This is a genomic window from Maribacter stanieri (assembly GCF_900112245.1).
GTDB classification, from domain to species: domain Bacteria; phylum Bacteroidota; class Bacteroidia; order Flavobacteriales; family Flavobacteriaceae; genus Maribacter; species Maribacter stanieri.
In genome coordinates, this window is the sequence record NZ_FOYX01000001.1 from 180,023 (window position 1) to 192,599 (window position 12,577).

Annotated in this window: 14 protein-coding genes; 7 read left to right on the forward strand and 7 right to left on the reverse strand. The window is 36.9% G+C overall.

What is annotated here, in order from left to right; genetic code table 11:
- The first annotated feature begins 23 nt into the window (after nucleotides 1-23).
- From BM296_RS00790 to BM296_RS00800, 3 genes are all read left to right on the forward strand, one after another.
- Nucleotides 24-1,064, forward strand: coding sequence for a hypothetical protein (locus BM296_RS00790; protein WP_091900691.1), 1,041 nt, complete (start codon nucleotides 24-26; stop codon nucleotides 1,062-1,064).
- Between the two features lie 401 nt (nucleotides 1,065-1,465).
- The gene (locus tag BM296_RS00795) at nucleotides 1,466-2,707 is read left to right on the forward strand and encodes an alginate lyase family protein (protein ID WP_091900693.1); all 1,242 of its coding nucleotides are present in this window, start codon (nucleotides 1,466-1,468) and stop codon (nucleotides 2,705-2,707) included.
- Between the two features lie 129 nt (nucleotides 2,708-2,836).
- The gene (locus BM296_RS00800) at nucleotides 2,837-3,373 is read left to right on the forward strand and encodes a DinB family protein (RefSeq protein WP_091900695.1); all 537 of its coding nucleotides are present in this window, start codon (nucleotides 2,837-2,839) and stop codon (nucleotides 3,371-3,373) included.
- Between the two features lie 5 nt (nucleotides 3,374-3,378).
- Here BM296_RS00800 and BM296_RS19675 read toward each other — a convergent pair whose 3' ends face one another.
- Complete coding sequence (locus BM296_RS19675; protein ID WP_262493284.1) at nucleotides 3,379-3,513, reverse strand: hypothetical protein; 135 nt, start codon at nucleotides 3,511-3,513, stop codon at nucleotides 3,379-3,381.
- A 176-nt stretch (nucleotides 3,514-3,689) separates the two neighbouring features.
- Between BM296_RS19675 and BM296_RS00805 the strand changes: the two genes are divergently transcribed.
- Nucleotides 3,690-4,931, forward strand: a complete 1,242-nt coding sequence (locus BM296_RS00805) for a DUF2130 domain-containing protein (RefSeq protein ID WP_081819414.1) — start codon at nucleotides 3,690-3,692, stop codon at nucleotides 4,929-4,931.
- Nucleotides 4,932-5,061: 130 nt separating this feature from the next.
- Complete coding sequence (locus BM296_RS00810; RefSeq protein WP_091900697.1) at nucleotides 5,062-5,361, forward strand: immunity 53 family protein; 300 nt, start codon at nucleotides 5,062-5,064, stop codon at nucleotides 5,359-5,361.
- A 28-nt stretch (nucleotides 5,362-5,389) separates the two neighbouring features.
- On the opposite strand, the gene BM296_RS00815 is transcribed toward BM296_RS00810, so the two are convergent.
- The 3 genes from BM296_RS00815 to BM296_RS00825 form a co-directional block, all read right to left on the reverse strand.
- Nucleotides 5,390-6,151 (reverse strand): LytR/AlgR family response regulator transcription factor, encoded by a 762-nt coding sequence (locus BM296_RS00815; protein ID WP_091900699.1) that lies wholly within the window; start codon nucleotides 6,149-6,151, stop codon nucleotides 5,390-5,392.
- The gene (locus BM296_RS00820; protein ID WP_177214903.1) at nucleotides 6,148-7,173 is read right to left on the reverse strand and encodes a sensor histidine kinase; all 1,026 of its coding nucleotides are present in this window, start codon (nucleotides 7,171-7,173) and stop codon (nucleotides 6,148-6,150) included. The genes BM296_RS00815 and BM296_RS00820 overlap by 4 nt, the downstream gene beginning before the upstream one ends.
- 129 nt (nucleotides 7,174-7,302) lie before the next feature.
- Complete coding sequence (locus BM296_RS00825) at nucleotides 7,303-7,686, reverse strand: hypothetical protein (RefSeq protein WP_027066059.1); 384 nt, start codon at nucleotides 7,684-7,686, stop codon at nucleotides 7,303-7,305.
- A gap of 215 nt (nucleotides 7,687-7,901) precedes the next feature.
- Between BM296_RS00825 and BM296_RS00830 the strand changes: the two genes are divergently transcribed.
- Nucleotides 7,902-8,396 carry a heme-binding domain-containing protein gene (locus BM296_RS00830; RefSeq protein ID WP_091900703.1) on the forward strand — a complete coding sequence of 165 codons (495 nt, stop codon included), beginning with the start codon at nucleotides 7,902-7,904 and terminating at the stop codon, nucleotides 8,394-8,396.
- Nucleotides 8,397-8,402: 6 nt separating this feature from the next.
- Here BM296_RS00830 and BM296_RS00835 read toward each other — a convergent pair whose 3' ends face one another.
- Nucleotides 8,403-10,718: a glycoside hydrolase family 113 gene (locus BM296_RS00835; RefSeq protein WP_091900705.1), complete on the reverse strand. Its 2,316-nt coding sequence runs from the start codon at nucleotides 10,716-10,718 to the stop codon at nucleotides 8,403-8,405.
- A gap of 299 nt (nucleotides 10,719-11,017) precedes the next feature.
- Between BM296_RS00835 and BM296_RS00840 the strand changes: the two genes are divergently transcribed.
- Nucleotides 11,018-11,698, forward strand: coding sequence for a head GIN domain-containing protein (locus tag BM296_RS00840; protein ID WP_091900707.1), 681 nt, complete (start codon nucleotides 11,018-11,020; stop codon nucleotides 11,696-11,698).
- Here the strand turns inward: BM296_RS00840 and BM296_RS00845 are convergent, their stop codons facing one another.
- Together BM296_RS00845 and BM296_RS00850 are read right to left on the reverse strand one after the other, a co-directional pair.
- Nucleotides 11,699-11,881: a CPXCG motif-containing cysteine-rich protein gene (locus tag BM296_RS00845; RefSeq protein ID WP_027066055.1), complete on the reverse strand. Its 183-nt coding sequence runs from the start codon at nucleotides 11,879-11,881 to the stop codon at nucleotides 11,699-11,701.
- A 6-nt stretch (nucleotides 11,882-11,887) separates the two neighbouring features.
- A complete protein-coding gene (locus BM296_RS00850) occupies nucleotides 11,888-12,556 on the reverse strand; it encodes a hypothetical protein (protein WP_027066054.1) in 669 nt (222 codons plus the stop codon).
- Between the last annotated feature and the right edge of the window lie 21 nt (nucleotides 12,557-12,577).

Below are 12,577 nucleotides of genomic sequence, written 5' to 3' on the forward strand. Positions count from 1 at the left end.
GCAGTAATAGGTAAATAAAAACTATGAAAAAGATAATATTGACTATTCAAGAGAACTGGAAAGACCCAGTTTGGAGTAAAGTAATTGCATTTGTTATTATTACAATAATAACTTTCTTCGTCTCATCATTAATAGCACTTTTTAAAGCTGTTTTCGATAAAGTTCCATTCTTAAAAACACTTGAAAATATATGGGAATTTTTAAACAAGTCAATTTCGTTAAGTTTATTATTTTTTATTATTCTTCTGTTAACATATTTGATTCTAGTTTTAAAACCTTTTTTAAAATTCATAAAACAAATAATTTTTAAAATTAAGAATCCAAAATCCAAAGTTGATAAAACTGAAATAGCTGAACTTCCGAATGCTTTTGACCATTCCACTACTTTTTTTTCTTACAGAATGTCATCAGCATTTCCAGGAACTAGGGATATAACTTGGTTTAACAATCCTACAAAAGCAGTTGAGCGATTAGAATTATTACTTAAAGAACCTTTACGATTCAAAGGTTCAGCTGAATTTGAATCTGACCCTGTTTGGTGGTGGCGAGGTGGAAGTGCGATGTACATTGATAAATTCAGAAAGATTGGAAGAAAAAGAGTATTGATGGATATTAAACAACTAAAAATTAAACGAATTGCTGCTTATCACGGAGAGTCATATTATAAAGATTTTGTTTATGTAGAAGTTGAAGGAGAAAAATCAACTGGACTTTATAATTACACAAAAGAAGATATTGACAGACATATTAAAAATATTGGATATAGCTGGGAGGAGTATGGAGTGATAAAAAATTGGTTAGGATGGAGTATTCCTATTAGACGAGAAGAATATGATGATGGTGCAACTGTAATCAGAGGAAAAGTACGGAATGCTATGAAAGCTAAATTAAGAGGACGATATTTATCTGATTATAATTTTATTATTGCTGCCAAAGGCTCTCCATATAACTCTAGAAAATTTTCAAGAGAATCAAAACCTTATTTTGATGGAATCTTAAAAAAAGAAATTGAACCAAATGAATTTTTCGAGTTTTTAAAAGGATTTGCAAAAAATGAAAGATAAACTACTGCCAACAACTGGTATATTTTATTGTTTGGTTCTAGCCTACTTACGAAAATCCTCACGGATTTTATAGGTCAGTAATTATTTACTAAATTTAATGCTTAAACACTCAACAAAACATACCAAAAACCGTTATGTAATTTTAAAAAAGAACATAACAACAAAACCTAAACCTCACCGCAAAACCTGTTCACCGAAACAGACCCACTCAACATTTTCATCCCATTTTCTAGCAATATGATAGCAATTATCACTATTTTCAAAAGTATCTTATTGAAAATAGTCATTTCTATGCATTAACAGCATCTTTAGCATACGCTATAAACATCAAGTTTAAATGAAAATGTAATTAGATTGTTGACCTCAATTTTCAGTTCAAACTTGCCATAAAAAATTACATCATGAATACTCTGCAAAAGCAACTGTTGCATTATCTTTCTTTTTCATTGGTATGCATTCTATGTACAACATTCACTTTCGCCCAAGACATTGAAACTAATACCACACCAGCCTTGTTACTTGGTCAAGGCGATCAACTCCCTCGAATAAAAAGAGAGCTTGCAGCGGGTAATACTGATTTGGTTGCTGCTTTAAAAAAAATCGTTGCAGAAGCAGATGCTGCACTTGAGCAACCCATTGTCAACGTAGTAGCAGAAGGTGCTTTGCCACCGAGTGGCGACGCCCACGATTACTTTAGCTATAGTCCTTATTGGTGGCCAGATGCTGAAAATCCTGATGGACCATACATTTGGCGTGACGGGGTTACAAACCCTGATCGCCGCACTTCTGATGTCTCTAGGCTAGAGGCAATGAACAAGGCGGTAACATCTCTTGTTCCTGCTTGGTATTTCACCGGCGAAGAAAAGTATGCCGAACGTGCCGTAGAACAAATTCGTGCTTGGTATCTGGATCCTGAAACTAAGATGAACCCTAATTTCCGCTATGGTCAAAAGCGTCGTGGCCACGACTATAACAGTAGTGGTGGTATTTTAGAATCTAATCGTATGGATTGGGTTGTGGATTGTGCTATTCTGCTAGAGGACTTTTCTGGCTGGACAGCTAAAGACAAAACCGACCTACGTAACTGGTTTGGTGAATTAGCTACTTGGATGGTGGAAAGTCCGGAAGGTATTGAAGAAGCTATGCAACCCAACAACCATGGCGCTTGGTATAATCAGCATCTCATTCTCTTTTCGCTCTATGGTGAAAAACCCGAGATTGCACGCGCCTATCTTGAGCTCATGCCCGCACGTATTTTTGGTCAGGTCTTTATAGATGGTCGCCAACCGCAGGAACTTATTCGTACAAATGCATTAAGCTATAGTATTTACGGTGCACGTGCGCTAGTAGGTGTTGCCCGGCTTGGTCGTCATCTTGATGTTGACCTATTTGCCTATCGCAGCACCGAAGGCAGAAGTATACGGCTTGCTATAGATTACATTACGCCCTTTATTCTCGGTGAAGAAGAATGGCCTGGCAGTCAAATTCGACCAATCCGTACCGGAAGAGCCAACGAGTTATATTGGAATGCAGCCCTCGGATTTCAGGAACGTGAATTTGCCACTATTCTACAAAAGCTTCCGGGAGATCCATTGCCATCGCCTATTGTGCAGTTACTAGATCCATTGCCTGAAGGTTGGTAAACTTTCCTCTGGTGGAAAACAAAGTGGAATCCATTTTCTGGTAAACTCAGGTTATAAAAGTATATGACAACGAAAATTTGGGCTTATTATGATTAAATTTAATTGCTAATCACCTCATCATCAATCATCATGAAAAAAACAATCACACTTATCACCTTCCTCTTATTTACAACAACTTGTCTTTTCGCCCAACAAGACAAATTCATTGACGACTCCATAGAGCGATTAGAAAACTCCCGCAAATACTTGTTACTGGTAGCCGATATGATGCCCGAAGAAAAGTATGGGTTTAAGGCAACAGATGAGTCCTTGAGTTTTTCAGAGAACTTAATGCATATTGGTTATGCGCTAGATTGGCACAGCCAGTCGCTCATTGGCGACAGAGAAGCACGCGTGTACCAAACGGACACCATTTTTAAACCTGCGAACAAAACCAAGGCTGAAATGATGGCACGTATAGACCAAACGTTTACCGAAGCCATTGCGCTTTTACAAGATGTTGAACCCGCACAATTAGATATTGAACTAGACTATTTTGGATCTACCAGAAGTAAGCGCCAAATTTATATGCTATTGGCTGACCATATTACGCACCACAGAGCACAAATGCTGGTATCTATGCGATTAAACGGGTTGGTGCCACCAAGGTATGTGTTGTATCAATAAGAAACTTACTCCTGCTTTTTCTTATCGTTCTTCATTAAATTTAGAACAACTAGTACAAGCCCTAAACATACTACTCCAAAACTGGCAATAAGAATTACGCCATAGCTCCAATTAACAAGGGGTATCATCTGTGAAATCATAGGTCGGTTATTTTAGAGCAACAAAAATATAATGAAGTTGCAAGGCATCATATGACAATTGTCAGTAAATCAAAATACTAGCACATTAATACATTTTCATTTCATAAGAGTGCGATCAAATATTGTAGGCTTGGTAAGGGTTCTGTATTTTTATAGTTGAATTTGGTATGTTATAAATGATGGTAGATAAAATTAAGTGTCCCAATTGCGCACATGAGTTTGATGTTGAAGAGGCATTATCCGGTAAAATGCAAGCACATTTTAAGGCAGAGTACGAGCGTAAAGTAGCAGAACAGGCAGAAATCTTTAATAAGGAGCGTAATAAATTGGCGCTAGAAGTTGAGGAATTCGAAAAGAAAAAAGAGAAAGAAAACGAGCTTTTTAAAGAAAAACTAGCACAACGTCTTGCCAAAGAATCTGAAAAAATACAACAGCAGACCAACGAATCTTTTGAGCAAAAGTTAAAAGCGCTACAAGAAGAGAACGAGAAAAAGAAAGAGGAAAACAGGGCATTACGTTCGCAAGAAATAGATTTACTAAAAAGGGAGAACGAGCTTAAAGAAAAAGCGGAGGACCTAAAGCTGAACGTGCAAAAAGAATTGCTGGAAAAGCAGACCGAAATTGAAGAGAAAGCCAAGGCCAAAGAACGCGAATCTATGGCGCTTAAGGAAAAGGAATACCAAAAGCAACTAGACGACCAAAAGAAGCTTATTGATGAAATGAAGCGCAAGGCAGAGCAAGGTTCTATGCAAATGCAGGGCGAGGTGCAAGAACTGGCTTTAGAGGAGCTGTTACGTGCCACCTACCCTTTTGATGATATAGATGAGGTAGGTAAAGGTATACGTGGTGCAGATTGCGTGCAAACGGTTATCAACTCATTACAGCAGACCTGTGGTTCTATAGTTTATGAGAGTAAGCGTACCAAGAATTTTAGTAACGACTGGATCAATAAGTTAAAGCAGGATCAAATTAACTGTAAGGCAGATATTGCAGTGATCGTCACGGAAACTTTTCCGCCAGATATGGATCGCTTTGGAGAGAAAAATGGTGTGTGGATCTGCGGATTCAACGAGGTAAAAAGTGTATCGCTGGTATTACGTGAGTTGCTGCTTAAAACCCAATCTATTAAATCTTCGGATGAGAATAAAGGTGATAAGATGGAGCTGCTATATTCTTACCTTACCAGTAACGAGTTTGTACAGAACATTAATAGAATTATAGAGAACTACGATTCTATGATCAAGCAACTGAATTACGAGAAGAAAGCGGCATTCAAAAATTTTGCGGTTCGTGAGAAACAAATTTGGGGCGTTCAAGAAAATATCAACGTACTATTCGGTTCTATTAAAGGGATTGCGGGTAATGCGTTATCTACAAGTACCATATTAGAATTACCGGATGCGGAGATAGATGATTAGTGTTTAGTTGTTGGAAATTAGAATTTCCATGTACGCAAGCAAATTTCAGCTGGAAATCATTTATAACACTCCTGAAGACCTATATTAGCACATTACACAATTACGACTCAAGTTCACGAAAGCATAGCACATGGATATTTTAGATTGGATACAAGATTGGTTTAAGGAGAATTGTGATGGCGATTGGGAACATGGAGAAGTTATACAAATAACCACCATTGATAATCCTGGATGGGAAGTTGAAATTGACATTTCCAATACTTCTATTGCCACTATGGAGCTAGATTGGATCCTTAATGAAACCAGTAAACAAGATTGGTATGGGGTTAAAATAGCGGATCAAAAATTTACTGCAGCAGGTGATATTGGCAAACTGAAATTTTTGCTAGGTCTATTTAAAGAGATGATCGATAAAATTGAAAATCAGTAGTGAGAATTTCTTTTCTAGTAACGGTTGATTAAGAGCCTACCCAACTTTTAAAGTCCGATGCTTTTGCCTTGCTTACCACAATACGCTCACTACATACTGGATGTACATCAACCAACAATTTACTATTAAAATGGAATTTTATGGCAGTAATGGCTTCGCGCCTAACAATAAACTGCCTGTTTGCCCTGTAAAAAACTGAAGGATCTAGAGCTTCTTCTACATCTTCTAATTTTATATCCAACACATACGACCGATCTTGTACCGTTACGGCTTTTACAACACCCGTATCTATAAAGAAATAGGCAATATCTGCTGTTTTAACGGGTAATAAATGGTCACCGACACCTACCAAGAACGTTTGCTTAAAATTAGCCGGTTTGGTCTGTATTAGATGCAGCAGACTTTGTATTTGCACCTCATCTATTCCCTTTTGTTGATTTAGGGCATTAAACCGATCTAGCGCATCAGACAATTCTTCTTTATCTATTGGCTTCAATAAATAATCGATGCTATTTACCTTAAACGCTTTTAACGCATATTGATCATAAGCGGTGGTGAATATGATCGGAATATTAATATTTACTTGATCAAAAATCTCAAAGGAGATTCCGTCAGCCAAATGAATATCCATAAATACCAAAACCCCATCATGCGGCTTGGAAAAAAAATCAACGGTAGCTTTTACCGTATCTAGAATTTGAATTACCTCTATGTCTGGGTCTATTTTAGTCAATAGATACGACAGGTTATCACTGGCGGCAAGTTCATCTTCTACAATAATTACTTTCATGCCGGTTGGTTTAAAGGGAGTTCTACTTTAAAGGTTTCATTATCGTTGGTTACAATTACTTCATTTTTCAACAAAAGCGAATACCGCTTTTTTAGATTATAGAGTCCGGTTCCCATGCCTTCTGCCAATGTGCTACGGCTACGAATTGGGTTTTCTACAAATAACGATTCTCCGTTAGAATATACTTTTACCGTTAACGGGTTGGTAGAGGAAATCTCATTATGCTTCACCGAATTTTCTACCAGTGATTGCAATGCCAACGGTGGCACCATACGATCCAAGAAATCATCTGCCACATCCACTTCTATTTGTATGCGGTCCCTATAACGGGTTTCCATTAAAAAAATATAGCTACGTAAAAATTTTAATTCGTCTTTTACCGTCACCAAATTAGTTTCCCCACTCTGTAAAATATAACGATACATGTACGAGAGTTTATTTACGAACTGGGTCGCCTTTTCATTCTCCCGAATTAACGATGACAACGAATTTAATGAATTGAATAAAAAGTGTGGATCTACCTGATTTTTAAGTGCAGCAAGCTCATTCTCCAAGTTCTGCTGCTTTAACTGCTCGTTCTCTATTCTACTCTCTTGCTTATCTGTACTTACCCGCAACAATCGCGCGATAAAAAACAAAACGATCGATAGATTGATAAATGTAAAATTGACCCAGCCTTCTTCATGAGAATCTAATACCCGACCATTTATTAGTGGATAGAACAGCTTAATCACTTTTACTACTGCCAATAGTAGTATAATATTAATGATCAATATGAGAATCCACTTTACAAAAGGCGGCCATTTAAGACCATCATAATCTATGTTGGCATTTAACTGAATAACGGACCACGAGAAACAAAAAAAGAACAGGTAACGGTACAGAAAATCTGCCACCCAAGACATGGAGAAATCTAAGTTCCCCTCCATGATACCATTATACAAATAGATGGTTTTAGGTAGTGAAACTAGAATACCAATTAATAGTGCCGTTTTTACAACCTCGCCCTGTTTTACTTTCATTATTGCCATGTAAATCCTTTTCTAACGGTACGCTATAAATGTACCTAATAAACCTATTAAATCCGTAACCACAAAAAGCTGATCTTCACAAAAGCGAAGACCAACCTTAATCTAAACTACACTAACTTCTTAAAGCGCATAGGCATTAAACTCAGATGGTAAATATGCTGTAGTATCAAAACCTAGGTCTACTATTTCTTCGTTTTCAAAAATATCAAAGTCTTGTTCGGTTAAATCTGTACCTGCATAGGCATTAAATCCTATTGGTAAATATTCAAAAGCATCAAAACCTAAATTTACTTCCTCGTTGATTTCTACCAATTTAATATCATCAACTTTTAAATCGTCCATTTTTAGCGATGCTTCCAGTTGCGCATTAAGGTCAATTATACAATCATCGAAAATTGCAGTGATTTCTGCCTTTTCGGCTGCTTTATGTTTTTGAACTCCTTTAAAGGAAATAAAGGTGACGGCCAATATAACTACTGCAGATAAAATTTTAATGTTTTTCATTATGTATGTTTTTAAATTTTAGAATTGTTTTTCTATACCCCAAAGATATTGAGGATTACCGCTGCCCGATAGGATAAGTAACCCAACCGTCTATATTGCCATCTAAAACAGCTTTAGACTATTATGAAATTTTAATAGATTGAAAATGAAGTGTATGTAGTTGTAAAATTGTTTAATTTTAATAGTAACAGTTGCAACTTTAAATCAATAGTATCATGTGGAAAAAAGCAGGAATCGCCATCGTTATTATTCTAATTGTCATTCAATTTATACGACCGGATAAAAATATTTCTGGTGATAATACATTTGCTATAGAAACCAAATACAGCATACCTAATGATGTAGAGAACATTTTGCAAGTTTCTTGTTATGACTGCCATAGCAATACCACTACATACCCTTGGTATTCAAACCTGCAGCCTATAGCGTGGTTTTTAGATGAGCATGTAACTGACGGCAAGAAACATTTGAACTTTTCTGATTTTACCAATAAGCCCTTATTTGTACAAAACCATAAGTTAGAGGAAACTATAGAAATGGTGGAAGAAAAGGAAATGCCATTGGCTTCATATACCTATTTTGGACTTCACCAAGAGGCGGACCTCACCGATGCGCAACGCCAGAAAATTATAGATTGGGCAAACTCGCAAATGAGCTACTTAAAAGAAACGTACCCAGCAGATAGTTTAGCGTTCCCAAAAAGAAAATAATAGCGCTTACTTCGTAAACCAATCTCGTACGGTTTCTTCTGCCAGTTTATTGTTGGGTGTAAAGGCATTGTTATCCTCGCCACGATATTCAATATAACTGGGGAATTTCCACCATAGAATGCCTTGACACCAAGGCTCATTTTCTATGCCCTTAAAAATAATCTCATACCCTCTTTGCTGTGCCTCTTCATTTATGGTATCATCTGCCTCTGCATGCGGATTCTTCCACGGAGTATCTACACTTCTAAATCCGATTTCGGTAAACACAATAGGTTTTTTAAAACGGTCGTAGACTTTTCTAATTTTCGTCTTAACAGTATCAAACTGTAAACTCATTTCCTCATCTGTAGGATTGTCCTTTTTACTCAGCGGATAGTAAGAATTAAGACCTATAAAATCTAAATCGTCCCAAAATTCGATCTTTTCAAATTCTTCACCCCAATTGGCAGCATACGTTAATTGCCCAGAATATAGCGCTCTGGTTTTCTTGATCATTGCACGCCAAGCATCGGGCTGCGATAAGGTTGCTTTGGTAAACTCTACACCAAGGCACAATGCATCCATATCATGTATTTCCGCTAAGAACGCGTAATGGCGAATCCACCGGTAATAGTAATCATGGAATTTGTCCCACTGCTCATCGGTTGGCATATTTATACCTCCCGGCCAGCTACCACCCACATATATTTGAGGCTTTAGCAAAGTATACATTCCCATGTTGCTTGCCATGGTCACCGCATGTACCACGGCATCATCATTTTCACTACCTGCATTATCACTAAAATGAAGCGGTGTAGGTGTATTTATATCATTAATGCCCGTATACGGCACAATTGCCATGGCATTACTACCCATATTCTTTTGTTTCAATAAAGATTCCGTAGCCTTTTTAGAACCGTAGCCATTGTAAATACTGTAGCCTTCGTGGGCAAAATTGAACCCTTTTAGATAGGGTATTTTTTTAGATTCTTTCTTTTCCTTGGGATGTGCCTTTGGTAAATTTGCCAAATATCTTTGCCATTTGGTTTCTAATTTCGCCACTTCACTGCTTGAAAGCGAAACATTTTTATAGTGCTTTAAATACCTTTCCTTGCCCCAAGTGCTAATTAGAAAATCTGTAAACGCACCCGCCATGCAATCTCTAATAAGGGAAGATTCCATCTCCAGAAAAGAATTATTTAAAAGCTCCGCTACCGTATACGTATTCTCAGATTCTGCCAATCTTGCAGACCAATATTTATACCCTTTCATTTGCCAGGTATCTGTAAAATAAATAGGCAGCCCTAGCGTAAAAATTGTTTTATTACTTTCTCCTATCAGGATGTGAAGCAACAAGGCATTATCTCTACCTATATGATTATTGGCATAAATTTCATTGACAATCGTGTGAACGGAATTGGTAATTGTGTCAAAAGTAGAATGATCAGTATTGCCCGTCATTAAACCTTTCTCTTCTGTACAGGTATAAAAATTATAGGTGATTTTAGGCACATCTTTACCATTTACAAAAGCAACGATCTTTGCTTTTGATGCTTTTACTTCTGCCTCTTTTTCTGCTACAGCCGAAGGTTTAATTGCTTTCTGATGGTCTATAAATTGAAACTCATCTGTATCTAACAATACTTTGGTACCTGTTGCAAAATTGAAAAATGTTGACCCTTCTATACCCCAATTTGCATTGAAGTCGCCCATAACCAAGCGTTCTTTATTTACATACACCTCATATTCTAAATTCTGACGGTAAAACGACTGCCCCATCTCCGATACTTTTTCGGCAAATAAATCATAGACTTCAGTAGCACTGGTACCCGTTAAAAAACTGAAAGGAACTTTTTGATCTGCAGGACTCGGGTAAAAACATACCCCAAGAATAGCGTTATTATTTGGCACCTGTTTGGCGCCTATTTGTATTTCTGAACTTGAGATTTGAAAAGGCGTGCCAACCAAGTATTTTTTTATAAGCGGATTTTCATCTACCGCGCCTACTAAATACACAATAGATGAACTCAACGATTCTTCAGTAACCTCATTTACATTGGCAAAACTTACCTTGGCACTTCGCCATGATTTTGTAACTTCTTTTAAAGAAAGCTCTTCTAAAATGTTTTTATACTGTTGCTGTAATGCCGAATTTTTGGCACCGTAGACCACTAAAATTTCTCGTTTATCAAAAAAGCTTCTGCGTAAATCTCTACGGGTAGCAACGGAATCTAACGCCTCTGGAACAATCTCATTTTCGGTCTCTGGAAAATATTCCGAACCGGCAAAACCAACAATCCCAACAATAACAAATAAGGCAACTAAGAGATATTTCTTCTTCATATATTCAACAATAGGCAAACACTTGTATAAGATAACAAAACTGCAAACCTTAATTACAACTACACCATTATTTAACTTTTTAAAAGGAGTTTTAAGTGCGCATGTTCCAACTCTGTTTTAGAGACATTTTTGTGAATCCGTTTCTCCACCCCCAAAATCACTTGAACTGGCAATGTATTGCTCATGAACTTTAGTTAGATAATAGTATTGCAGCCACCCCTTTTAAAAGCAACCACTACCCTTTTGTGGTATTCCCCGTTTTGTACCTTAACTTTGTTGTATTAAACAGCCAACGTTTCATGAAATCATTTCTACTTTTTACTCTTATCATCTGTGCTAGCCTAACGAGTATTGCACAAAACAATGTAACCATACCATTAGAAGAATTCACCGAATTACGGGTGTACGACAGAATAAGTGTTACACTAGTAAAAGGCGAAGAGAACAAAATTGAAATAGCCGCGGAGAATAAAAAAGACATCAGCATTACCGAAAATGATGGTCGGCTACGTTTAAAAATGTGCTCAGGAGAGTCCTTACTTAACAGTATTCTAAATATTAAGCTCCATTATACAGAAGCCCTAGCCGTTATTGATGCCAATAAAAATTCTAGAATTATCTCAACAGGACTAGTAATTGGTACCGAACTAGCCATTGATGCGCAAGATGCCAGTACCATAACCTTAAACATTGCATATAATGACATTATAGCTAAGAGTACTAGTGGTAGTGAGATAAAACTTTCAGGAACAAGCGGAAGCCAATATGTGACTATAAATACAGGTGGCAAACTTCTAAACAAAGGTTTAAAGACAAAAAGCAGTACCGTAATTGTACTATCTGGTGGAAATGCGGAAGTATATGCCAGTGAAGCCGTTATTGCAAAAGTGAAAGCGGGAGGTTCTATTACTGTTTACGGTAACCCAAAATCAGTTGATAAAGATGATACTTTTGGAGGCAAAATCGCCATACCAGAATAATTACTGCTCTATACTCTGAACATTAAAACCTATAAGTTCATTATCTTGAAACTGAGGAGTAACTTCTATAGGGTTACAGCATACCTCGCAATCTTCTACATATGTTTGTTGTGACACAGAGGGGTCTAGAAGCATTGAAACTTCTTCCCAGCAATACGGACATTGAAAATAATGTTCGAACATCGCTATTTATGTTTTCAATGCTTTTGCCAACTCTTGCAACGTAAGGGTTTGGATTACATTTCCTGCATTGGAGGTAAATATAGTATCATGCCCCAATTTTAAAGAAAGAACTTCTTCGCCTTGGTCTAAATGAATATCTGCTGCATTGATTTTTATTTCTTCTAACTTTACATCGAAACGTTTTTTAAGCGTAATCAATCCGCTGTGCTTACTTAATTCGAATCCGGAGAAATCAAACAATCTTTTTAATCCGCTGAAAAAGCTAAACCCAATAAATACCAAAGCTGCCATTGCAAATTTATAAGCTAAAGTAAATACGTCTAACTCATCACCATTTAAAAAAGTGAGTACCAGATTTACGCAACCATAAACACCTAACAAGAATACAAATAGACCTACAACTACCGCAAGTATATCTGTCAACATTGCTTTTTTGGTTCTTGTAACGGTTAAACCATCTACACTTTTGTTAGCCTGAAAACCAAAATCCTTTAAGTACTCTAAATTATGTATCTGTTCAAGTTTATTGGCAATGGTAGATTCTAAACCGCTTAGGTCTACAACAACAGCACGTTCCTCTAGCTCATCTCGCAAACTTAATTGCGCTTCAAAAGTGAGTAATGAATGTTGATCCAAAATCTCTATGAGCTCGCTATTTGTTTTATCGCTATACATGTTCTTACCTAATTTGTTTAC